The sequence below is a fragment of the Streptomyces sp. C1-1 genome (assembly GCF_050214755.1).
GTDB lineage: Bacteria > Actinomycetota > Actinomycetes > Streptomycetales > Streptomycetaceae > Streptomyces.
In genome coordinates, this window is sequence record NZ_CP189826.1 from 2157932 (window position 1) to 2180538 (window position 22607).

Consider the following 22607-nt stretch of genomic DNA (forward strand, 5'->3'; position numbering starts at 1 on the left):
GAGGTGTCATGAGCAGGCTGAACAGGACGGACCGTCCGTACGACATCGTGCTTTTCGGAGCCACGGGGTTCGTCGGGACGCTCACCGCGCAGTACCTCGCCGCGCACGCGCCCGACGGGCTGCGCTGGGCGATCGCGGGCCGCAGCGAGCGCAGGCTCCAGGAGCTGCGCGAGCGGCTGCCGGGCGGCGAACAGGCCGGAGTGCTGACGGCCGACGTGACCGAGCCGGCCTCACTGCGCGAACTCGCCGAGCACGCGCGTGTGGTGGCCACGACCGTGGGACCGTACGTGACCTACGGCGAGGACCTCGTCGCCGCCTGCGCCGACACGGGGGCCGACTATCTCGACCTCACCGGCGAGCCGGAGTTCGTGGACCTGACCTATGTGCGGCACGACGCACGCGCGCGTGAGACGGGTGCACGGCTGGTGCACGCGTGCGGGTTCGACTCGGTCCCGCACGATCTGGGCGCGTACTTCACGGTGCGGCAGCTGCCTGAGGGCGTGCCGCTGAGGGTGGACGGGTTCGTCACCGCCGACGCCACCTTCTCGGGCGGTACGTTCGCCTCGGCGCTCAACCAGTTCTCCCGGCTGCGGCCGATGCTGGCCGCCGAGCGGGACCGGCGCCGCCACGAACCGCGCCTGGTGGGCAGGCGGGCCGCCGCGCCGACCGGTGCGCCCCGCTTCGCCAAGGAGGTCGGCGCCTGGGCGCTGCCGCTGCCGACCATCGACCCGCAGATCGTGCACCGGTCCGCGAAGGCGCTGGAGCGCTACGGCCCGGACTTCCGCTACCGGCACTACGCGGCGGTGCGGCACCTGCCCGTTGCGGTGGGCGGGGCGGCGGCCATGGGCGCGCTGGTCGCGGCGGCTCAACTGCCGCCCGCGCGGCGCTGGTTGTCGGACCGGCTCAAGCCGGGCGACGGACCGGGTCCCGAGAAGCGCGCCAAGAGCTGGTTCTCCGTCCGCTTCGTCGGGGAGGGCGGCGGCCGGCGGGTCTTCACCGAGGTCGCGGGCGGCGATCCCGGCTACGACGAGACGGCCAAGATGTTCGCCGAGTCGGCCCTGTCCCTGGCCTTCGACGACCTCCCGCCGACGTCCGGCCAGGTCACCACGGCGGTCGCGATGGGCGACGCCCTGACCGAGCGGCTGCGCCGGGCGGGCATCACCTTCCGGGTGGCCGCGAGCCGATGACCAGCGGCCCGCGCGGGCCCTACAGCGACCAGCCGGCCACCGTGTAGATCATTCCGCCGATCCAGCCGAGCCCCGCCAGCACGGCGAGGACCAGGGCGGCCGTCACGGCACGCTCGACGGGACGGTTCGGGTCGGCGAGGGGCTTGGGAGCGCGGGCGCGATGCGTCGTCATGCGGGCCAGCCTGCCGACCGGGACGGCCCGCCCACATCCGTACACGTACTCAGTCCGGGTACTCAGTCCCGGTACTCGGATCGGGTACCCGGAGGCGTGGGCCGTCAGGCCTCGGTCGCCTCCCGCAGCGCCCTGCGGCACAGGGTGTCCGCTCTGCGGGTGGTCTCCGGGAGGCGGTAGGCGGGGGTCAGGGCCAGGACGTGGGCGCAGGCGTTGTCGAGGGTCGTGCGGTGGCCGACCGAGACGAACACCGGCTTGACCGAATCGCGGGTGCGCAGGGCGCGGCCGACCTCCTCGGTGTCCGCCTCGGTGTCCGCGAGGAGGGGGGAGGTGCTGCCGCGCGGGGCGGCCGGGTCGTCGTACCGGAACGTGAAGGGGTTCTTCGCGACGCCGATCGTCGGAAGGTCCGTCAGCACGCCCAGGTGGCTGGCGAGGCCGAAGCGCCGGGGGTGGGCGAGGCCGTAACCGTCGCAGACGACCAGGCCCGGCGGGCACGGCAGGGCGTCGAGGGCGGCGACGACGGTGGGGATCTCCCGGAAGGCGAGCAGCCCGGGGACGTACGGGAACGAGATGCGGCCGATCGCGGTGGCCTCCGCGACGACCCGCAGCGTCGCGGCGTCCAGGACGACCGCCGCGGCCGCGACGACGTCCCGCTCGTCGTCGTAGGCGACGTCGACGCCCGTCACGTGCCCGCTCCCGGGCGGCGGGCCGGGCTCGTCCAGCACCACCCGGGCCCGCAGTTCGTCCTGCACGGCCCGGGCCTCTTCCTCGGTCGCGGGCCAGCCCGCGGGAATGCGTACGCTCGTCATGATGGGGACGAGCGTACGTGTCCCGACGGGGCGGCCCGGGCCGGGCGGGTCAGCTCTTCTTCGAGTCCAGCGCGCGCTGCAGCTGGTCCTTGTTCATGTTCGAACGGCCCTCGATGCCGCGCTGTTTGGCCTCGTTGTAGAGCTGGTCGCGGGTCGGGCCCTGGGAGCCGGTCCGGTTGCCCGACCGCCGGCCGCCGCGCTTGCCGGACGACATGTCCTGCTTCGAGCTGCGGCTCGCCGTCTTCGACTCGCCGGACCGCGCGCGTTCCTTGTTGACCGTCCGCGCCGCGATCTCCTTGGCGCGTCCGGCGCTCTCTCCCCGGTCCTGCGCGCTCTCCTTGATGTGCTCGTACTGGCGCTCCCGCTTCGGGCTGGAACCTGCGGGCATGGTCGCTCACTCCTTTCGCGGTCGACGGCCGGCGCCGTCGGCGACCGGGTACCCGCATTCCGGCCCATGCGTCACCGTTCCAGGCGAGCCACCCGTCCCTGCTCCCCCGCGGCCCAGCAGCCGAGGTCCGCGGCGCAGTCCACGGTGTCGTACGAGCCCGTGTCGACCGTCCGCCAGGTGCGGCCGCCGTCCGTGGTGAGATCGGTGCCGGTGGGACCCACCGCGAGGGCGGCGGTGCGGCTGTGCGGCAGCCAGGCGGCGCCGGAGCGGTAGGCGGGCGGGGGCGTCGCGGCCGGTGTCCAGGTGCGGCCGCCGTCGCCGGTGACCGCGGCGGCCTGAGGGGACGCCTGGTCGGCGCGGTAGTCGCCGCCGACGGCGAGGCCGTGGATGCGGTCGCGGAAGGCGAGGGCGAAGACGCCCTTGGCCGGGTCGCCCGCCGGGATCGGCGTGTCGGCGGCCGTCCAGGTCAGCCCGCGGTCCGCGGAGTGCAGCACACGCGCGCGTGCGCCGCCTCCGGTGGCCAGCCACACGTCCGACGGACCCGCGGCGACCAGGCACTGCCCGCTCGCCGCGAAGCCCGCCTCGCCGTCCAGGGCGGCCGGCATGCCCGCGCTCGGCAGTACCTTCCAGGAGCGGCCGCCGTCACTGGTCGACAGGATGCGGAACCTGCCGTCCACCGGGTCGCTCATCGCGAGGCCGTGGCGGCGGTCGAAGAAGGTCATGCAGTCGTAGAAGGCCTTCGCGTCGGTGTTGCGGAAGGACTCCGTCCAGGTCGCTCCGCCGTCGTCGGTGCGGTACACGCGGGACGCGTCGCCCTCGCCGATCGCCAGGACCACGGCCCGGCGCGCGTCGAAGGCCTCGATGTCGCGGAACTGCAGGTCCGACGTGCCGGGCGGCGAGACGTTCCGCCAGCTCGCCCCGCCGTCCGTGGTCCGCAGCACGGTGCCCTGGGTGCCCGCCACCCACGCGGTCTGGCGGCCGACGGCCGCCAGACCGCGAAAGCGCACCCCGGGTGTTCCGGTGTCCTTCAGCTCCCAGTGCGGCGCGGGTCGCTCCCGCTCCCCCGCCTGGGCCGGTACGGCGGTCAGGGCGGCCAGCGCCGCCGAGCACACCGCCCCCGCGGCCACCGTGCGAAACGTGCGTCTCATCCGTCGCGTGATCACCGATCGCCTCATGGCGGGCGAAGCTAGCCCACCGCACCGGCTCCGTCCAGATGCCCACCGCGTCCCAACTGCCCACCGGCGCACCCGAGGTGGATCACGTCACTTCTGTGAATGAACGCGGTGACGGAGGTCACTCGAAATTCGTGTGCACGGATTCACCGATTCCGGCGTCTCTAGCAGTGCCCGGCTCAGAAGCCCGCAAGCTCGTCCAGCCGTCACAAGGGAGCAGGCGTTGTCCACCGTCATCGAGCAGCCCGTCGAGGCCCGCCTCGTCGCCGCCGCGCCGCGTATGCCGAGCATCCCGGCGACGCTTCACTACGACCGTACCGATCCGTTCGCGGTGCGCATGACCTTCCCCGCGCCCGCCACGCTGGAGGGCGTGGAGGTCTGCTGGACCTTCTCTCGGGAACTGCTCACGGCCGGCCTGGAAGGGCCGGAGGGACACGGGGACGTGCGGGTGCGGCCGTACGGGTACGAGCGGACCGTGCTGGAGTTCCACGCGCCCGAGGGGACGGCCGTGGTGCACGTGCGGTCGGAGGAGGTGCGGTCGTTCCTCGACGCGACGGGTGATCTCGTGCCCGTCGGGCTGGAGCATCTGCACCTCGATCTGGACCACGACCTGGCCGAGTTGATGCGGGACGCCTGCTGAGGGTGGGAATCCCAGGCGGTCGTCTGCGGCCGCGTGTGGCTGGTCGCGCAGTTCCCCGCGCCCCTGAGGTGGGTCAGGGCGTCGCCAGGTCGTTCAGGGCCGTGTAGTCCAGGCCTCCCGCCAGACAGTCGTACGTTCCCTTCTCCAGCAGTTCCCTTGCCGCCCCCTGAGCCACGGCGTACGCCGCCTGCGCCAGTTCGGAGCCGACGCTCACCCGGGCGACGCCCAGGGATGCCAGTTCGGTGACCGACATTGCTCCGGGGCCCGCCAGGACGTTCAGCGGGGCGTCGATCCCCGCGGCGAGGACTCCGATCGTCTCCGGGTCGACGGCCCCGGGGACGAAGACTCCGTCGGCGCCCGCGGCGAGGAAGGCGGCGGCCCGCTCCAGGGTGCGGTCCACTTCTCCGCCGGCCCGCAGGAAGGTGTCGATCCGGGCGTTGACGAACAGCGGCACCCCTTCCGCGTCGGCGGCCTCCCGGGCGGCCGCGATGCGCTCCGCCTGCTCGGCGACCGGCCGCAGGGGTCCCGCCGCGGGCTCGTGCAGCGCGTCCTCGATGTTGACGCCCACCGCGCCCGCCTCGATCACCGCGCGGACCGTGTCGGCGACTCCCGCCGGGTCCTTCGCGTAGCCGCTCTCGATGTCGGCGCTGACGGGCACGCCGACCGAGGCGGCCATGCGCGCCACGGCGGCGAGCGCGGTGTCCCGGTCCAGCCGGTCGCCGTCGGCCGCGCCGAGCGCCCAGGCGAGGCCCGCGCTGGTGGTGGCGACGGCCGCGGCGCCCGCTTCGGCGACGACGCGGGCGCTCATGGCGTCCCAGGCGTTGGGCAGGACGAGCGGGGCGCCGGGGACGTGCAGGGCGCGGAAGGCGAGGGCGCGGTCGCGCAGGGGGCGCGGGTTCGTCGTCATGCGCCTCACCCAACCAGCCGGTGCGGGGCGGAGGCTGGCAGGAATCCGACCTCTACGTGCGGGCGACCCGGGGCCGCGGGTATCCGGCCTCCACGTGCGGGCGGCCCGGGGCCGCGGGTATCCGGCCTCCACGTGCGGGCGACCCGGGGCCGCGGGTTTCCGACCTCCACGTGCGGGCGACCCGGGGCCGCGGGTTTCCGACCTCCACGTGCGGACGGCCCGGGGCCGCAGGTTTCCGACCTCCACGTGCGGGCGACCCGGGGCCGCGGGTTTCCGACCTCCACGTGCGGGCGACCCGGGGCCGCAGGTTTCCGACCTCCACGTGCGGGCGACCCGGGGCCGCGGGTTTCCGACCTCTACGTGAGCGCTCGGCCCGGCGTCGACAGGGCGGCGCACAGTTCGCCCAGCACCGCCCGCGCCCCGCTGAGCGTGATCAGCTCCTCGACGCGCTCCTCATGGCGGCCGCGGCCCCCGTCCGGGAACGGCGTGGGCGGGTCGGCGGCGGCCGCGAGGGCGGCGAACGCGGCCTCAGGGCCGGAGACCTCGGGCAGCCGCTCCGAAAGGATCCGCTGTGCCTCCTCCCGCAGGGCCTCCACGCGGGCCGTGTCGTCCAGTACGTGCTCCACGCTCGGGAAGACGCCGAGGACCCGCTTCTTCTCCGCCCGCAGACACCCCTCGGCGGTCAACTGCTCGCGTGCCGCGTCGTACGTCACGCGCGCGTGCAGCGTCACCCAGGTCCGCCACCGGTGCGGCCGGGACTCGCGGACCAGTTCCAGGAGGCCGTCGAGCACGGCGTCCCCGGCGAGGGAGTCCATGTCCACGGGGGTGGCGATGCCGTCGTCATCGGTGAGCAGGCCGCGCAGGACCAGTTCGGTGAGGGCGCCGGCCCGCACCACGTGCGCGGCGGCCATGGCCTCGCCGCCGGGAGTGTCCCAGGTCAGCAGGCAGAGCTTGGCCGGGAGGGGGAGCGAACCGTGGGGCACTTGGTCTCCTTGGTGCGGCGAGGTCGGGGCTCACGTTAATTCGTTGACAGCCCCGAGCCCCGCTCGTACGGTGTATGGCGGTTCTGTTGTCGTCGATCGGAGAAGGACGTTGCTCCTCTGAGGTCCTGAGACACCGCGTCACACCCGAGAGGTGTGTGCGCAGCGTGCGACCTCGGTGTTCGAGCCGTCCCGACGAAGCGGGGCCTTCTTCGTGCCCTCCCCTTCTCCTCGGGCGCCCTCCCGGGTCGCCGGTGTCTCGATACGCGTTTGCCCCTGACCGCAGCACGCAATCGCGGAGGCCCCGTATGTCTACATCCATCACCTGCACCTCCCTGTCCTTCGCCTGGCCGGACGGCACCTCCGTCTTCGAGGGACTGGACGTCGCCTTCGGCCCGGGCAGGACCGGGCTCGTCGGCGTCAACGGGTCGGGCAAGTCGACCCTGTTGAAGCTCATCGCCGGCGAACTCGCCCCGGGCGACGGCGTCGTACGCGTCGCGGGCGAGATCGGCCACCTCCCGCAGAACGTCACGCTCGACACGCGCCTGCGCGTCGACGAGGCGCTCGGCATCGCCGGCCGGCGGGCCGCGCTGCACGCCATCGAGGCGGGCGACGGGGCCGAGGAGCACTTCGAGGCGGTCGGCGACGACTGGGACGTGGAGGAGCGCGCCCTGGCCACCCTCGGCGAACTCGGCCTCGGCCACATCGGGCTGGACCGCACCGTCGGCGAGGTCTCCGGCGGCGAGTCGGTCCTGCTGCGTCTGGCCGCGCTGCTGCTGCGCCGCCCGGACGTGCTCCTCCTGGACGAGCCGACGAACAACCTCGACCTGTACGCGCGCAGGCGGCTGTACGCGGCCGTCGAGTCCTGGCCGGGCGTCATGGTCGTGGTCAGCCACGACCGCGAACTCCTGGAACTCGTCGACCAGATCGCCGACCTGCGCTCCGGCGAGGTCACCTGGTTCGGCGGCAACTTCTCCGCCTACGAGGAGGCCCTCGCCGTCGAACAGGAGGCGGCCGAGCGGATGGTGCGCGTCGCCGAGGCCGATCTGCGCAAGCAGAAACGCGAACTGGTCGATGCCCAGGTCAAGTTGGCCCGACGCAAGCGGTACGGCCAGAAGATGTGGGACCAGAAGCGCGAGCCGAAGATCGTCATGGGGGCGCGCAAGCGCGCGGCCCAAGTGTCGGCGGGCAAGCACCGGCTCCTGCACGAGGAGCGGCTCACCGAGGCGAGGGAGCGGCTCGACGACGCGGTGGACGCGGTACGGGACGACGACGAGATCCGCGTCGACCTGCCGTACACCGCCGTACCGCCGGGCCGGAGCGTGCTCACTCTGCGGGACTTGGAGCTCGCGTACGGCGCGTGCGTGGCCGGCGGTCTCGACCTGCACGGCCCCGAGCGGGTCGCGCTCGTCGGCCGCAACGGCGCGGGCAAGACGACGCTGCTGCGGACGATCGCCGGGGAGCTCGCGCCGGTGTCGGGCGAGGCGCTGGCGCACGTGCCGCTGCGGTTCCTGCCGCAGCGCCTCGACGTGCTCGACGACGAGCTCTCCGTCGCCGAGAACGTGGCCCGGTTCGCGCCGGGCGCCACCAACAACGGGATCCGGGCGCGGCTGGCCCGCTTCCTGTTCCGGGGCGCCCGCGCCGACCAGAAGGCGGCGACCCTGTCCGGCGGCGAGCGCTTCCGGGCCGCGCTGGCCGCGTTGATGCTGGCCGAGCCGGCGCCGCAGCTGCTCATGCTCGACGAGCCGACGAACAACCTCGACATGGCGAGCGTGCGACAGCTGACGAGCGCCCTGGAGTCGTACGAGGGGGCGCTGATCGTGGCCAGTCACGACCTGCCGTTCCTGGAGTCGATCGGCATCACGAGGTGGCTGCTGCTCGACGGCGAGCTGCGGGAGACGGCGCCGGAGGAGGTGGGGTAGCGCGTCTCGAGAGGGCCACAGCCCGGCAACGGGGGTTTTGCCCTCGCCGGTCCGCGCTGCATGATGGCGGACCGGGCCCCCGCACACCCACGGGTGCCCGGTCCCCTGCCCCTCCGATGCGAAAGGCTTCTCGTGCCCAGCAAGAAGGCCCTCGTCCGCCGCCCCAGCCCGCGCCTCGCCGAAGGTCTGGTGACGCACATCGAGCGGGAGAAGGTCGACGCCGATCTCGCGGGTGAGCAGTGGGAGGCCTACGTCGAGGCCCTGCGGGCGCACGGCTGGGAGACGATCGAGGTCGACCCGGCCGACGACTGCCCGGACTCGGTCTTCGTCGAGGACACCGTCGTCATGTACAGGAACGTCGCGTTGATCGCGCGCTCCGGCGCCGAGTCGCGCCGGGAGGAGACGGCCGGCGTCGAGGAGGCCGTCGCCCGGCTGGGCTGCTCGGTGAACTGGATCTGGGAGCCGGGCACGCTGGACGGCGGCGACGTGCTGAAGGTCGACGACACGATCTACGTCGGCCGGGGCGGGCGCACCAACGCGGCCGGCGTGCAGCAGTTGCGGGCCGCCTTCGAACCGCTCGGGGCACGGGTCGTTGCGGTGCCGGTCAGCCGCGTGCTGCACCTGAAGTCGGCGGTCACCGCGCTGCCCGACGGGACCGTCATCGGGCACATCCCGAAGGTCGACCGGCCCGCGCTCTTCCCGCGCTTCTTGTCGGTGCCGGAGGAGTCCGGCGCACACGTGGTGCTGCTCGGCGGCGACAAGCTGCTGATGGCGGCGAGCGCGCCGAAGACGGCGGACCTGCTCGCCGATCTCGGCTTCGAGCCCGTGGTCGTCGACATCAGCGAGTTCGAGAAGCTCGAAGGGTGTGTGACGTGCCTCTCGGTCCGCATGCGCGACCTCTACGCCTGACGGGTGATCCGCTCACCCTTTCGACCCTGGGACCTGCGGGTCCTGAGGCTTTTTGACATGTCCCAGGAAGCGTGCGGCAGGGCACCTGATCAGGGATCTTTACAGCGCCCTTAACCTACGGCTTCGTAACCTACGGATTCGTAGCCTACGATTCCGTAGGTTCCGGCACCGCTCGCCGGTCAGTTCGGCTTCTGTCATGCGTCCCCCTGGAGTTCCCGTGACGATCACTTCCCCTTCCCTCGGCAGCCCCGCCGTCTGGACCGACGCCCGGCTGCTGTATGCCCTGGAGGAAGTGGTCGAGAAGGAACTCAACCGGCATCTCCAGGTCGCCAAGGACTGGATGCCGCACGAGTACGTGCCGTGGTCGGACGCCCGTAACTTCCCCGGCCTCTTCGAGGACGGCGAGGCCTGGGACAAGGAGCAGTCGAACGTCACCGAGATCGGCCGCATCGCCCTCGTGGTGAACCTCCTCACCGAGGACAACCTGCCCAGCTACCACCACGAGATCGCCTCGCTCTTCGGCCGCGACGGCGCCTGGGGCACCTGGGTGCACCGCTGGACCGCCGAGGAGGGCCGGCACGGCATCGTGATGCGCGACTACCTGCTCGCCTCGCGCGCGGTGGACCCGGACAAGCTGGAGCAGTTCCGCATGTCCCACATGAGCGAGGGCTTCGAGTCGGACAACCGCCACTCGATGCTGCACTCGGTGGCCTACGTCGCCTTCCAGGAGCTCGCGACCCGCATCTCGCACCGCAACACCGGCCACCAGTCCGGCGACCCGGTCTGCGACCGCATGCTGGCCCGCATCGCGACCGACGAGAACCTGCACATGGTCTTCTACCGCAACCTGCTGAAGGCCGCCTTCGAACTCGCCCCCGACCTGACGATGCAGGCCGTGCGGGACGTCGTCGTCAACTTCCGCATGCCCGGCCACGGCATCCCCGGCTTCGAGCGCGCGGCGGCGCAGATGGCGATCGGCGAGGTCTACAACCTGCGCATCCACCACGACGACGTCCTCCAGCCGGTCCTGCGCTTTCTGAAGATCATGGAGATCGACGGCCTCGGCCCCGAGGGCCGCGCGGCGCAGGAGGAGCTCGGCCTGTTCATGGGCGGGCTGGACGCGGAGGCCCTGAAGTTCGACGAGAAGCTGGCGGCCCGCAAGGCACGGATGGCGGCCCGGGCGGCCGGCTGACGCCACCACCCGTCGGCGTGCCCGGTCACTCGTGCGCCGTCGTCTCCTCCAGCGCCGCGTCCCGTACGTCGGCGCAGGGGTGGCGGCGCAGCGCCCGTAGCCGCTCGCGCCACGGGGCGGGCCAGTCGAGGCGGGTGCCGAGCGCCTGGACGACGGCGAGGGCGAGCAGGCCCTCGGTGTGACCGCCGTGTGCGGTGAGCGATATCGCCTCCGCCAGCAGCGCCTCGGCGTCCACCTGCTTCTCCTGGTGCTGCAGGCGCAGCCGCAGCGTGTGCGCGATCCGGCCGGCGAGTACGGGCCGTCCGGTGCCCACGACGGCCGAGAGCCGGTCCAGGCCGGGCGGTACGACGGCCAGGTCCAGGTGGGCGACGGCGAGCGCGGCGGCCTGCGGGACGTGGGCGTCGTACTCCCCCAGCACCTCACTCGCGGCGTGCGCGGCGGGACGCAGGGCCGCCGGAGCGGTCCGGGCGCTGTCGCCGAGGCACGAGGCGAGGAACGCGACGCGTCGGCGGGCGGGCCGGTCGCGGCCCTCCTCGGCGTCGGGTTCGGCGTCGGCCGGGGTCTCGGCCAGGGTTCGCAGCGCCTCACGCAGCCCGAGGGCACCCTCGGGGCTCGCCGAGGCGGCCGTGACCAGCCCGCGGGCGGCGGCATGCCAGTTGGTGCGCTCCGACAGGTCCGTCACGGCCCGGGACAGCACCACGGGCGCCTCGGGGGACCAGGGGGTCCAGCGGGCCAGGGCCTCGAAGGCGAGACCCGCGGTCTCCGGGTCGTCCGTGCCGCTGACCTCGCGCACCAGGGCGGCGTACCGCTGCCGCCGGGGTTCGGGCAGGTCGAACGGTGTGATCCGCAGCACGGCGGCACGCAGGACCGGTTCGGCGCCGGCGGCGTCGCGCAGCAGCTCCCAGATCTCCTCGTGGGCCAGCAGCCCTCCGGTGAAGGCGACGCAGGCCGCGCGCACGTCGGGGTGGGTGCCCGGGCGCGCGTAGGTGTCGGCGACCAGGCGCGCGGCCAGGGGCACCGGAAGTCTGGCGGCGGCGAGCCGGACGGCCTCCTTGCGGCCGGTCACCTTGGTGTCCGCTGCGGTGAGCACGTCCGTGAGCTGCGCGGCCAGGCGTGACGGCGGCGCGTGACGGCTCGCGCGCGTGGCCGCGTAGACCGCCACCCGGGCCCGGTCCGTGCCGGCGTGTGCCAGCAGCTCGGGCAGCGCGTCGGCGGGGCGGTCGGTGCGGGACAGCGCGGCGAGTGCCGCCTCCGCCAGGACGACGTCGGACGACCCGGTCCAGCGGCGGATGAGACCGGCACCGCCGTCCGGAACGTACGCCGCCCGGGCCACGGCCTGCGCCCGCTCGTGAGCGGGCAGCCCGGCGTCCCCGGCCAGAGCGGCCAACTGCCGCAGCAGAGCCGCCTGTTGACGCGGCACCCAGCGTCGTACCTCCACCGTCGCCGGTACCGACCACGGGGTGCCCTTGGTCAGGAAGCGCCCGTGGGGCGGGGTCTCGGCGAGCAACCCGTCCAGGAGGTCGGTGCGGCGCCGGACGACGGTGCGCCGCACGGCGGGCAGCGCGGCCGCCGAGGGCTCGTGGGTGAGGACGCGCGCCACCCGTTCGTCACGTGCGGCGTGCGGCTCCAGCCACAGCTCGACGGCCGTGCGCACGGTGGAGTCGTTGCCGTACCGGATCGCCTGCCACAGCAGTTCCTGCAGCTCGGTCATGCCGGCGGCGCGGCGGCCCACGGCGCGGGCGAGGGCGAAGGCGAGGCCGTAGTCGGCCTTCTCGGCGCCCGCCTCGATCCACGGTCGCAGCGCGTCGAACACCTGGTGCTCCTGGCCGCGCCGCAGCGTGCGGTCGAGGCACCCGAGGTCCGCGCCGCCGGTGTGGCCGGAGATCCGGACCAGGGTGCGCAGCGCCCAGTTCACCAGCTCCCGGGAACCGCCCGGCGCATGCTCGCGCAGCACGGCCACGGCGAGCGCGCTCAGCCGCCGCCGGGTCTCGGGCGAGGAGTCCCGGGCCTCGACGGCGTCACCGGCGATCCGGTCCAGGTGGGGCGCCGCGTCCTCGGTGAACAGGGCCGCCCGGGTGTCGGCGAGGGCGCGCAGCGCGGCCGAGCGGACCGGGTCCTGTTCGTTGCGCAGCCGCTCCATGTCCCGCAGTACGGCGGTGACGGCGGCCGGGTCGCCCCAGCGCGCGGCGTTGCGGATCAGCAGCGGCCAGGCCTCGGCCCGGTCCTCGGCGGCCGGACGCCGGGTCGCCGTGAGGAGCCGCTCGCGCACCTCGGCGACGGGCAGATAGGACTCGGCGAGCAGCACCGCACTCCACCGGGCCCCCCGCTCGCGGGCCCGTGCCGCCGACTCCCGTGCCACGTCGGCGGCATGAGGGCGGGTCAGGACGTCGAGGACGGCGACATCGAGGGTGTCGGAGCCGCCGCGCCCTTCGTTGACGGCGGTGTGCAGCGCCTGCCTCCGGCCGGGCGGGAGTGCCCGCAGCAGGGTCGGCAGGCCGCCGTACGCCACCAACGACCGTCCGTAGTCGACGAGTTCGGGCCGCCCGGAGCGGGCGAGGCGGCGCAGGGCGGCCGGGCTCACGGCGTGGACGCCGACCACGTCGGCCCACGCGGGCGTGAGCAGGAGCCGCAGCACCCGGCCCGGGTCCACGGCCGCGAACCTCCGGACCTGGGCGCGGAGTTCGTACGGCAGACGGGTGGGCCCCAGCCGTTCCAGCAGGTCGAGCACGCGCAGTGGCGCGGTGGGCGTGACGGCGGCCACCGCGCGTCCGTAGCGCGTCCACCAGGTCTCGCGCAGCGCGGGCGGCAGGGCGGCGAGCTGTTCCTCCAGCGCGTCGAGCAGGATCGCCGGGTGCCGTCCGACCAGTGCCGTCCACGCGCCGACGGCGTGCAGGAGCCCGGGCAGCAGCCGCTCGACGGTGCCGGCCGTGCAGCCGGGCAGCAGGCGGGCCGCCTCGGTGTCGCCCCAGTCCGCGCGCAGTGTGTCGACGAGCCGGTCGGCGAGCGCGGTGCGTCCGGAGGCGACCACCGCGCGCAGCAGGTCCCGGCGCACGGTCTCGGCGGCGTCGGCGAGTCCCGCCTCGAAGGCGCTGTCGGGAACGCCCAGGCTGTCGGCCACCCGCAGCGCGTGACCCCGTACGAAGGAGTCCGGGTCGGCGATCCGCGCGGCGATGAAGTCGGCGTCGCGCCCGACGGACGCGGCGACGACGGCGAGCTGCCGGCCGTAGGTGCCCCGCGCCTCGAGCTCCTCCAGAAGCGGTCGCAGGGGTGACGTCTCCCGGGCGCGTACGGCGAGTTCCCGCATGCGGTGCGGGTGGGAAAGCGGATCGAGGGCGCTGAGCAGGCTCTCGGTCTGCTGCAGCGGGGTGAGGCGGACCATGCGGGGATTGTGCCCGCCCACGCGCGTGTGGCGGGCGGGTTTTCGCTCAGCGCGGGGTGCGCCTGAGCTCCAGCCGCTCCTTCTCCGACAGCCCGCCCCAGACCCCGAAGCGCTCGTCGTTGCTCAGCGCGTAGTCCAGGCACGCGGGCCGCATCTCGCACAGGGCGCAGATGCGCTTGGCCTCGCGCACCGAACTGCCGGGCTCGGGGAAGAAGAAGTCGGCCCCGGTCTGCGCGCACAGGGCCTGGGCCTGCCAGGCGAGGTCGCCCGGGGGGATGGTGTCGATGTGCATGGGCGTGATCGTGCCGGGCGGCGAAAAACGTTCGCTCAACGCCCGATCAACGCCGGCGTTCACGACCTCCGGCCACCCTGATGGTGGCCCGGCGGCCCACCGCGGCGCACGGCGGCGCGCGGAATGCGGCGTGATCCGTTCCGGCGGCGATTGTCAGTGGGCGGTGCAAGACTCGGCAGTGCACAGGACGGGACCCCTGCGAGGAGGGCGACAATGCTCACCACCCGTTTCGTCAACGGCGCTCCGAACTGGATCGACGTCGGCACGTCCGACATCGAGGGCGCCATCTCCTTCTACGGCGGACTCTTCGGCTGGCGGTTCCGGTCGGCGGGACCGGACGCCGGCGGCTACGGCTTCTTCCAGCTGGACGGGAAGACGGTGGCCGGCGCCATGCAGACCGGACCCGACCAGGGCCCGCCTTCCTGGACCGTCTACTTCCGCTCGGCCGACGCCGACGCCACCGCCAAGGCCGCCGAGCAGGCCCACGGCAGCGTGTTCATGCAGCCCATGGACGTGATGGGCGAGGGCCGCATGGCGATCCTCGGGGACAAGGCGGGCGTGCCGTTCGGCATCTGGCAGCCCGGCCGGACCAAGGGCGTCGACCTGGCGAACGAGGTGGGCGCGCTGTCCTGGGTGGAGCTGTACACCCCGGACATGGCCGCGGCGGCCTGGTTCTACCACGAGACGCTCGGCCTGGAGACCTCCGCGGTGCCCTTCCCCGGCGGTACGTACACGTGCGTGAACCCCGCGGAAGGCGGCGAGGACGCCATGTTCGGCGGCATCGTCTCGCTCGCCGACGACCCGTCCGAGGACAGCCCCTACTGGCTTCCGTACTTCGAGGTCGCCGACGCGGAGGCCACGGTGGAGCGGGCGCGTGAGCTGGGCGCGACGGTGCGGATGCCGGCCACCCGGATCGAGGGCGTCGGCAGCGTCGCGCGCCTCGCGGACCCGTACGGCGCCCGCTTCGCCGTCATCAGGAGCGAGCCGCCGCAGAGCTGAGGGAGGCGCCGGGAACTGCTCCGCGGGCGACGCGGACGGCGACCGGCCGGTCCCGGCGCCGCCGGCTCGGCGTCACGCCGAGGCCCGTCGCACCAGGGTGGTGGGCAGCACCACGCTGGACGGCGCGCCCTCGGCGCCCTCGCCGGTGCGGTGTCCGAGCCGTTCCAGCAGCAGCCGTGCCATCAACCGCCCCATTCCCTCGATGTCCTGACGGACCGTCGTCAGGGGCGGGTCGGTCTGCTCGGCGACGGGCAGCATGTCGTCGAAGCCGATCACGGCCACGTCCTCGGGCACCCGCCGTCCGCTCTCGCGCAGCACCCGCAGGGCACCCGCGGCCATGAGGTCGTTGGCGGTGAACACCGCGTCCACGTCGGGGCGCCGGTCCAGCAGCTCGCGCATCGCCCGCTCGCCGCCGGCCGGCGTGAAGTCGCTCTCCTCGACCAGCCGCGGGTCCGCGTCGGGCATGACGTCCCGGAAGCCCTCGAGCCGGTCGGCGGCGGACGTCTGGTCCAGGGGGCCGGTGATGTGCGCGACGCGGGAGCGGCCGAGGCCGACGAGGTGGCGTACGGCCTCGCGGGCGCCGCCCCGGTTGTCGCTGTCGACGTACACGGCGTCGCCGCCGCTCTCGCTCCAGCCTGGCCGGCCGCCGAACACGGTCGGCACCCCGGCATGCTGGATGAGCCCCGGCAGCGGGTCGTCGAGGTGGAGCGAGAAGACGAGCGCGCCGTCGACGTGGCCGCCGGCGAGGTAGCGGCCGACGCGGACGTGGTCGTCGCGGCCCTCGGTGAGGAGCAGCACGAGCTGGTTGTCGTGGGCCGTCAGCTCCTTGCTGATGCCGCGCAGCTGGAGGGCGAAGAAGGGGTCGGCGAAGACCCGGGTCTCCGGTTCGGCGATGACCACGGCGACCGCGTCGTGACGCCGGGTGACCAGGCTGCGGGCGGCCTGGTTCGGCACGTACCCGAGTTCCTCCACGGCCCGCCGCACCCGGGCGACGAGCGCCTCGCGCACGCCGTCCCCGCCGTTGACCACCCGTGAGACGGTGGCCCGCGACACGCCCGCCCGGGCGGCCACGGCCTCCAGCGTGGGGCGTGGTGCGGTGTCGGTCACTCGTGGCTCCTCGTCGGCGGGTGCGGATCAGGATAGCCCGGGGCGACCACGGACGTGAGAGCGCTCTCGCTGCGCGGAACCCGCTTGCGCGCGGGCGACGGACGGACCGAGGATCGGCGCATGACGACGAGAAAGGCCCATGCCGGCTGACCGCCGCCTCGCCCCCTGCGCCCGCCTTCCCTCCGCGTACCGGGGCCGCGATGTCCTGCACAGCACGGTCGACGCCTTCGGACGCGCGCACTGGCTGCTGCGCGGCCCGGACGAGCGGTACGACGACGATCTGTACGACGCGCTGGTCGTCACCGTCGACGACGCGGACGCGTACGCCACCCGGCTGGGTCCGGTGCGGGCCCGTGTTCCGCGTATCGACGCCCTCCCGGACGGCGGTTTCGTCGTCGCCGACGCCCGCAGCCGCAGGGGAGTCGACCAGGTGCGGGTCTTCGACGCGCTGGGGCGCCCGGTGTCGGCCTTCACGGTGGGCGACGCCATCGAGCACCTGCTGACCGACGAGCGGGGCGACCTGTGGGTCGGGTACTTCGACGAGGGCGTCTTCGGGGACCCGCTGAGCGCGGCGGGCGTGCGGCGGTGGAGCAGTACGGGCGACCCCTTGTGGCGGCACACCCCGCTGTCGGACGCCGAGTTCGTCTCCGACTGCTACGCCCTCAACGTCGGCCGACGCGCCACCTGGGTCTACCCCTACACGCTCTTTCCGCTCCTGGAGGTGCGCGAGGGCCGGCCGGTCCGGGTGCGGACGACGCCCGTCAGAGGCGCGACCGGCGTCGTGGTGTGCGGCGGCCGCGTGGCGTTCCGCGGCGGCTACCGAGCCGCCGGGGACCAGCTCGTCCTCGGCGAACTCACCGAGACCGCGGTCGAGTTCGTGGCGAAGGACCGGCTCGTACGCCCGGACGGCGCTCCGCTGGGCCGCTGTCGCACCGTCTGCCGCGGCCCGCGCCTCTACGTCCTGGAGGAACCGTTCACGCAGTGGACCGTCTTCGAACTCGGTTGACCGGCGTCTCGGCCAGCAGATCCACGCGCTGCCCGGCGCCGTCCCGCTCGGCCCGCCGGTACGCGAGCCAGGCCAGTGCCAGATCCTGCCACGGAAGCCCCACCGGGGCGTAGACGGTGCGCTCCTCGGCGCTCCGTCTTCCCGGGTGCTCCCCCCGAAGCACCTCGCCCAGCACCGGGCCGGCGGCGGCCGCGGGAAGGTCCGCGGCGGCCAACGCGCCCATGGTGGCGGCGAGTTCGCGGTCGTCGACGACGAGCAGGGCGGCCTTCAGCAGATCGGCCGCCAGCTCCCGCTTGCCCGGCTCGTCCGCCCCCAGAGAGGTGAGGTGCTGTCCCGGCCGGGTGTCCGCCAGCCGCAGCAGCGGCTCCCGCGACCACGTGGCGAGCAGTACCACGTCGGCGGCCGCTGCGACCTCCGGCGCCGACCCCACGACCCGGCCGCCGTGCCGGGCGGCGAACTCCGCCGCACGTTCGGCGTCGGTGTCGTGGACGACCGGCGCGCCGGTCCCCCGCAGCGCCGCCAGGCCCCGTACCACCAACTCGGCCTGTGCGCCCGCCCCGACCACGCCGAGCGTCCCGCCGGGCCGGGCGAGCGCATGCGTTCCCAGGGCCGCGGCGAGACCGGTCCGCCAGGCCGTGACCGTCGCCGAGTCCAGCAGCGCGAGCAACTCGCCGTCCTTGCCGCTGTGCAGGCAGATCACCCCGCGCAACGCGGGCCTCGAACCGGGGAACTTGGCGTTGACCTTGACCGTGTAGGCCTCGACGCCGGGCAGCAGCCCGGGCATCAGGGCGGTGGCCGTCCCCGGGAACGGCAGGTCCGTCCGCATCCGCTGCCCCACGACCGGCACGTCCCGCACCGCACGGAACCCCTCCCGCAGGGCGTCGAGGCACTCCTCGACCATCAGCAGGGCCCGCAGATCACCACGCGTCAGTACAAGCGTCACCCACCCATGATCCGCCGGGACCGCGGCGGGGTCGAGAAGCCGCGGGCGCCCTCAGGAGGGGTCCTTCCGGGCCCGGCTCGGCTGCACCCGCCGGGGCTCCCCCGGCATCTTCGGATACTCCGGGGGATACGGCAGGTCGCCCAGCCCGTGGTCGTGTTCGTCCCGGCGGGCCAGTTCGAGCAGCGTTTCCAGGGAGTAGCGGTGGTCGTCCATGTCCGCGTGCACGTCGCCGATTTCGGCGAAGCGCGCGGGCATGGTGGCGATGTCGAAGTCCTGCGGATGCGCGACGCCGACCTCCTCCCAGCGCAGGGGCGCCGAGACGGGCGCGTGCGGGCGGGGCCGTACGGAGTAGGCGGACGCGATGGTGCGGTCGCGGGCCGTCTGGTTGTAGTCGACGAAGATGCGCTCGCCGCGCTCCTCCTTCCACCACTTGATGGTCACGCGGTCCGGCATCCGGCGCTCCATCTCCCGGCCCACGGCGATGGCCGCGCGCCGCACCTGGGTGAAGGTCCAGCGCGGTTCGATCGGCACGAAGACGTGCAGGCCGCGTCCGCCGGAGGTCTTCGGGAAGCCCTTGAGACCGCCGAACTCGTCGAGGACGGCGCGCAGTTCGTGGGCGGCCCGTACGGCGTCGTCGTAGTCGGTGCCGGGCTGCGGGTCGAGGTCGATGCGCAGTTCGTCGGGGCGGTCGACGTCGTCGCGGCGCACCGGCCACGGGTGGAAGGTGAGCGTGCCGAACTGGGCCGCCCACAGGACGGCGGCCTCCTCCGTGGGGCACATCTCGTCGGCGCTGCGGCCGCTGGGGAAGGTGATGTGGGCGGTCGGGATCCAGTCGGGCATGTTCTTGGGCGCCCGCTTCTGGAAGAAGGACTCGCCGGTGACGCCGTCCGGGTAGCGCTCCAGGGTGGTGGGCCGGTCGCGCAGGGCGCGCAGGATGCCGGGGCCCACGGCGATGTAGTACCGGGCGAGGTCCAGCTTGGTGAATCCGCGCTCCGGGAAGAAGACCTTGTCAGGGCTGGACAGCCGGACCGTACGGCCGCCCGCTTCCAGTTCCATCGCTTCACCCATACGGCCACGGTAGGCACACCCCGTAAACCGCGCATACCGGGCGGCAAGTGACGTATGCGAGCAGAATCGGGGGCATGGATCTCCCGGTGATGCCGCCCGTGAAGCCGATGCTCGCCAAGTCGGTGGCGAAGATCCCGCCGGGCATGCAGTACGAGGCGAAATGGGACGGCTTCCGGGCCATCGTGTTCCGTGACGGAGACGAGGTCGAGCTGGGCAGCCGGACCGGCAAGCCGCTGACCAGGTACTTCCCCGAGCTGGTGAGCGCCCTCAGGGAGCGGGTGCCCGAGCGCTGCGTCCTCGACGGCGAGATCGTGATCGCCCGGGACGGGCACCTCGACTTCGACGCGCTGACCGAGCGCATCCACCCGGCGGACTCCAGGGTGCGGACGCTCGCCGAGCGGACCCCGTCCTCCTTCGTGGCCTTCGATCTGCTGGCCCTGGCGGACGAGTCGCTGCTGGACGTACCGCTCACCGACCGCCGGGCGCTGCTGGAACGGGCGTTGTCCGAGGTCACCGCGCCGGTGCACCTGGCGCCGGCGACGACCGACCTGGAGGTGGCGCAGAGCTGGTTCGAGCAGTACGAGGGGGCGGGCCTGGACGGCGTCATCGCCAAGCCGCTCGCGGGCCACTACCGGCAGGACGAGCGCGCCATGTTCAAGATCAAGCACGAGCGGACGGCGGACGTCGTCGTGGCGGGCTACCGCCTGCACAAGAGCGGGCCCGTCGTCGGCTCGCTGCTGCTCGGCCTGTACGACGACCGGGGCCGGCTGCAGCACGTGGGAGTGTCGGCCGCGTTCCCGATGAAGCGGCGCGCGGAGCTGATCGAGGAGCTGGAGCCGCTCAGGATGGCGGACGTCACGGGGCACCCCTGGGCGGCCTGGTCCGAGGAGGCGGCGCACGAGACGGCACGGCTGCCCGGCGCGCCGAGCCGCTGGTCGGGCAAGAAGGACCTGTCCTGGGTGCCGCTCAGCCCGGAGCGGGTGGCCGAGGTGGCCTACGACCACATGGAGAACGGGGCGCGCTTTCGGCACACGGCCCGTTTCCGCCGCTGGCGCCCGGACCGGACCCCCGAGAGCTGCACCTACGCGCAGCTGGAGGAGCCGGTCCGCTACGACCTGGGCGAGATCCTCGGCTGACCCCGTCCGGTCAGGGCTGCATCAGCACCTTCACCATGCCGTCCCGCTTCTTCTGGAACGTCTCGTACGCGCTCGGCGCCTCGCTGAGCGGCAGCCGGTGGGTGGCGAAGTCGTCGACGCCGAGCGGGTCCTCGTCCGTCAGGTACGGCATGATCTCGTCGCTCCAGCGGCGCACGTTGGCCTGCCCCATGCGGAGCTGGATCTGCTTGTCGAACATGGTGAGCATCGGCATCGGATCGGCCATCCCGCCGTAGACCCCGCTCAGCGAGATCGTGCCGCCCCGGCGGACCAGGTCGATCGCGGTGTGGAGGGCGGCCAGCCGGTCGATGCTGAACCGCTCGGCGAAGGGTCCGCTGATCTTGCGCGGCAGCAGTGCCGAGGCCTGCTGGGCCAGTTTGGCCGCCGCGCTGCCGTGCGCCTCGGTGCCGACGGCGTCGATCACGGCGTCGGGTCCCCGGCCGTCGGTCTCGTCGCGGATCGCCTCGACCAGTTCCTTCTCGTTGTCGAAGTTCCTCAGGTTGTACGTCTCCACCCCCCGCGCCCGCGCCCTGCGCAGCCGCTCGCCCACCAGGTCCACGCCGAACACCCGCCCGGCGCCGCGCGCCATGGCGATCCGGCAGGCCATGTCACCGATGGGGCCGAGGCCGAGCACGGCGACGCTGCCGCCCTTCGGCACGCCCGCGTACTCGACGGCCTGCCAGGCGGTGGGCAGTACGTCCGAGAGGTAGACGAAGCGGTCGTCGGGCGGACCCTCGGGAACCTTGATCGGCCCGAACTGGGCCTGCGGGACCCGCAGGTACTCGGCCTGCGCCCCCGGGACGGCGCCGTACAGCCGGGTGTAGCCGAACAGGGCGGCGCCCATGCCCTCGCTGGTCACCTGGGTGGTCTCGCACTGCGTGGGCAGCCCGGTCAGGCACATCCAGCAGTTGCCGCAGGCGATCTGGAACGGCACCACCACGCGGTCGCCCACCGCGAGGTCCGGCACACCCGCCCCGACCTCCTCGACGATGCCCATGGGTTCGTGGCCGAGGATGTCGCCCGGTGTCATGAACGGGGTCAGCACCTCGTACAGGTGCAGGTCGGAGCCGCACAGCCCGGTGGACGTGATGCGGATGATCGCGTCGGTCGGCTCCTGGATCTTCGGATCGGGCACGCTCTCCACTCGTACGTCCCGCTTGCCCTGCCAGGTCACAGCCTTCATCGCGTGGCGCTCCCTCCATCGCGTCGGTGAGTCCGCTGCAGCAGTGCCGCCCGGGTACCCGAGCCCCTCCTGCCGAAGCGCGCACGAAGGCGATGCCTGTTGTTCAGGGCGATCCGGCCCATTCGACCGCGCGCAACCAGATTCGATCGGGTATGGCCATCGATGAACTTATAAGCGCACAATCATTGACAAGAGACTGGTGGCCAACGGTGGGCATGGGACGAATGGTGCGCAAGAGACGCGTCTCGCTGGGCGTGGCCGTGTTGGCCACGGGAACGGCGCTGCTCGCCGCGGGATGCACGGGTGGACACGGCCGGGCGGACGACGGCCGCGGGCAGCTGAAGCCGCCGACGGCTTCCTCGTCCCCGTCCGCGCCCACCGGTTCCGTGCTCGCCGTGAAGATAGACAACGCGGGCCCCGGTCGGCCCCACACGGGTCTGCGGGACGCGGACGTCGTGTACGTCGAGCAGGTCGAGGGCGGCCTGAGCAGGCTGATGGCGGTGTACGCGAGCAAGCTGCCCAAGGCCGTCGGGCCGGTGCGCAGCGCCCGCGAGTCGGACCTGGAGCTCCTCGCCCAGTACCACGATCCGACGCTCGCCTTCTCGGGCGCCCAGCACAAGCTGCTGCCGCTGATCGACAAGGCGCCCCTGAAGGCGGAGCCGCCCGCGAAGGCCACCGACGCCTACTTCCGCGGCACCGACAGGCCGGCACCGCACAACCTCTATCTGCGCCCCGCCCGCCTGATGCGCTCCGCCCCGGGAGCGGGCGCCCTCACCAACGGTTTCCGCTACGGCGCCGCGCCCGCCGGAGGCCGGGCCGACACCTCCACGACGGTCGCCTACCCCTCCGCCCGCTTCACCTTCCGCTGGTCCGCCGACCGCCACCGCTGGCTGGTGTCGATGGACGGGACGCCGACGGTGACGACGGACGGGCAGCCGGTGGCACCGGCGACCGTCGTCGTCCAGCACGTGCGGATCCGCGAGTCCGGCTTCCGCGACTTCCTCGGCAACAACACGCCGTACACCGAGACGGTGGGCTCCGGGAAGGCCGAGGTGCTGCGGGACGGGAAGGTCTACCAGGCCGGCTGGAAGCGCGCGAAGGCCGCCGACGGCACCGACTTCACGACGGGCGACGGCAAGCCGCTGAACTTCGCGAGCGGCCAGGTCTGGGTCGTGTTCGTCAAGGCTTGACGCGCGGA

Annotated in this window: 21 protein-coding genes; 9 read left to right on the forward strand and 12 right to left on the reverse strand. The window is 73.4% G+C overall.

Annotated elements, in window-relative coordinates:
* Positions 1-8: 8 nt before the first annotated feature.
* Entirely contained in the window at positions 9-1187 is a 1179-nt protein-coding gene (locus tag ACQF4J_RS09900; protein WP_351804521.1) for a saccharopine dehydrogenase family protein, read from the forward strand.
* Between the two features lie 19 nt (positions 1188-1206).
* Here ACQF4J_RS09900 and mmpA read toward each other — a convergent pair whose 3' ends face one another.
* From mmpA to ACQF4J_RS09920, 4 genes are all read right to left on the reverse strand, one after another.
* Positions 1207-1359 carry a morphogenic membrane protein MmpA gene (gene mmpA / locus ACQF4J_RS09905; protein WP_203237637.1) on the reverse strand — a complete coding sequence of 51 codons (153 nt, stop codon included), beginning with the start codon at positions 1357-1359 and terminating at the stop codon, positions 1207-1209.
* 104 nt (positions 1360-1463) lie between these two features.
* Positions 1464-2168 carry an endonuclease V gene (locus tag ACQF4J_RS09910; RefSeq protein WP_351804523.1) on the reverse strand — a complete coding sequence of 235 codons (705 nt, stop codon included), beginning with the start codon at positions 2166-2168 and terminating at the stop codon, positions 1464-1466.
* 49 nt (positions 2169-2217) lie between these two features.
* Entirely contained in the window at positions 2218-2556 is a 339-nt protein-coding gene (locus ACQF4J_RS09915) for a plasmid stabilization protein (RefSeq protein ID WP_351583741.1), read from the reverse strand.
* Positions 2557-2627: 71 nt separating this feature from the next.
* Entirely contained in the window at positions 2628-3704 is a 1077-nt protein-coding gene (locus ACQF4J_RS09920; protein WP_427165482.1) for a WD40/YVTN/BNR-like repeat-containing protein, read from the reverse strand.
* Between the two features lie 247 nt (positions 3705-3951).
* Here ACQF4J_RS09920 and ACQF4J_RS09925 point away from each other — a divergent pair, with 247 nt between their 5' ends.
* Positions 3952-4368, forward strand: a complete 417-nt coding sequence (locus tag ACQF4J_RS09925) for an SsgA family sporulation/cell division regulator (protein ID WP_142144485.1) — start codon at positions 3952-3954, stop codon at positions 4366-4368.
* Between the two features lie 73 nt (positions 4369-4441).
* On the opposite strand, the gene ACQF4J_RS09930 is transcribed toward ACQF4J_RS09925, so the two are convergent.
* Positions 4442-5275, reverse strand: a complete 834-nt coding sequence (locus ACQF4J_RS09930) for an isocitrate lyase/PEP mutase family protein (protein WP_351582544.1) — start codon at positions 5273-5275, stop codon at positions 4442-4444.
* Positions 5276-5631: 356 nt separating this feature from the next.
* On the reverse strand, positions 5632-6258 hold the full coding sequence (locus ACQF4J_RS09935; RefSeq protein WP_427165483.1) for a GOLPH3/VPS74 family protein: 627 nt from the start codon (positions 6256-6258) through the stop codon (positions 5632-5634).
* A gap of 305 nt (positions 6259-6563) precedes the next feature.
* Between ACQF4J_RS09935 and ACQF4J_RS09940 the strand changes: the two genes are divergently transcribed.
* From ACQF4J_RS09940 to ACQF4J_RS09950, 3 genes are all read left to right on the forward strand, one after another.
* Positions 6564-8177 (forward strand): ABC-F family ATP-binding cassette domain-containing protein, encoded by a 1614-nt coding sequence (locus tag ACQF4J_RS09940; protein WP_427165484.1) that lies wholly within the window; start codon positions 6564-6566, stop codon positions 8175-8177.
* A 132-nt stretch (positions 8178-8309) separates the two neighbouring features.
* A complete protein-coding gene (gene ddaH / locus ACQF4J_RS09945; RefSeq protein WP_351806049.1) occupies positions 8310-9086 on the forward strand; it encodes a dimethylargininase in 777 nt (258 codons plus the stop codon).
* Positions 9087-9303: 217 nt separating this feature from the next.
* Positions 9304-10278, forward strand: a complete 975-nt coding sequence (locus ACQF4J_RS09950) for an acyl-ACP desaturase (protein WP_351582552.1) — start codon at positions 9304-9306, stop codon at positions 10276-10278.
* Positions 10279-10303: 25 nt separating this feature from the next.
* On the opposite strand, the gene ACQF4J_RS09955 is transcribed toward ACQF4J_RS09950, so the two are convergent.
* Together ACQF4J_RS09955 and ACQF4J_RS09960 are read right to left on the reverse strand one after the other, a co-directional pair.
* A complete protein-coding gene (locus tag ACQF4J_RS09955; RefSeq protein WP_351806047.1) occupies positions 10304-13657 on the reverse strand; it encodes a hypothetical protein in 3354 nt (1117 codons plus the stop codon).
* A gap of 46 nt (positions 13658-13703) precedes the next feature.
* Complete coding sequence (locus tag ACQF4J_RS09960) at positions 13704-13949, reverse strand: WhiB family transcriptional regulator (protein ID WP_427165485.1); 246 nt, start codon at positions 13947-13949, stop codon at positions 13704-13706.
* Positions 13950-14162: 213 nt separating this feature from the next.
* Here ACQF4J_RS09960 and ACQF4J_RS09965 point away from each other — a divergent pair, with 213 nt between their 5' ends.
* A complete protein-coding gene (locus ACQF4J_RS09965) occupies positions 14163-14948 on the forward strand; it encodes a VOC family protein (protein ID WP_351582560.1) in 786 nt (261 codons plus the stop codon).
* Positions 14949-15020: 72 nt separating this feature from the next.
* Here ACQF4J_RS09965 and ACQF4J_RS09970 read toward each other — a convergent pair whose 3' ends face one another.
* Positions 15021-16055, reverse strand: coding sequence for a LacI family DNA-binding transcriptional regulator (locus tag ACQF4J_RS09970; protein WP_427165486.1), 1035 nt, complete (start codon positions 16053-16055; stop codon positions 15021-15023).
* 139 nt (positions 16056-16194) lie between these two features.
* On the opposite strand from ACQF4J_RS09970, the gene ACQF4J_RS09975 reads away from it, so the two are divergent.
* Positions 16195-17061: a hypothetical protein gene (locus tag ACQF4J_RS09975; RefSeq protein ID WP_351806043.1), complete on the forward strand. Its 867-nt coding sequence runs from the start codon at positions 16195-16197 to the stop codon at positions 17059-17061.
* Here the strand turns inward: ACQF4J_RS09975 and ACQF4J_RS09980 are convergent.
* Both ACQF4J_RS09980 and ligD read right to left on the reverse strand, forming a co-directional pair.
* Positions 17030-18004, reverse strand: a complete 975-nt coding sequence (locus tag ACQF4J_RS09980) for an ornithine cyclodeaminase family protein (protein WP_351582566.1) — start codon at positions 18002-18004, stop codon at positions 17030-17032. The genes ACQF4J_RS09975 and ACQF4J_RS09980 overlap by 32 nt on opposite strands.
* Positions 18005-18055: 51 nt before the next feature.
* Positions 18056-19072: a non-homologous end-joining DNA ligase gene (gene ligD / locus ACQF4J_RS09985; protein WP_351582567.1), complete on the reverse strand. Its 1017-nt coding sequence runs from the start codon at positions 19070-19072 to the stop codon at positions 18056-18058.
* Between the two features lie 74 nt (positions 19073-19146).
* Between ligD and ACQF4J_RS09990 the strand changes: the two genes are divergently transcribed.
* Positions 19147-20208, forward strand: a complete 1062-nt coding sequence (locus tag ACQF4J_RS09990; RefSeq protein WP_351582569.1) for an ATP-dependent DNA ligase — start codon at positions 19147-19149, stop codon at positions 20206-20208.
* Between the two features lie 10 nt (positions 20209-20218).
* On the opposite strand, the gene ACQF4J_RS09995 is transcribed toward ACQF4J_RS09990, so the two are convergent.
* Entirely contained in the window at positions 20219-21409 is a 1191-nt protein-coding gene (locus ACQF4J_RS09995) for a zinc-dependent alcohol dehydrogenase (protein ID WP_351582571.1), read from the reverse strand.
* Positions 21410-21624: 215 nt separating this feature from the next.
* On the opposite strand from ACQF4J_RS09995, the gene ACQF4J_RS10000 reads away from it, so the two are divergent.
* Positions 21625-22599, forward strand: a complete 975-nt coding sequence (locus ACQF4J_RS10000; RefSeq protein ID WP_351582573.1) for a DUF3048 domain-containing protein — start codon at positions 21625-21627, stop codon at positions 22597-22599.
* The last annotated feature ends 8 nt before the right edge of the window (positions 22600-22607 follow it).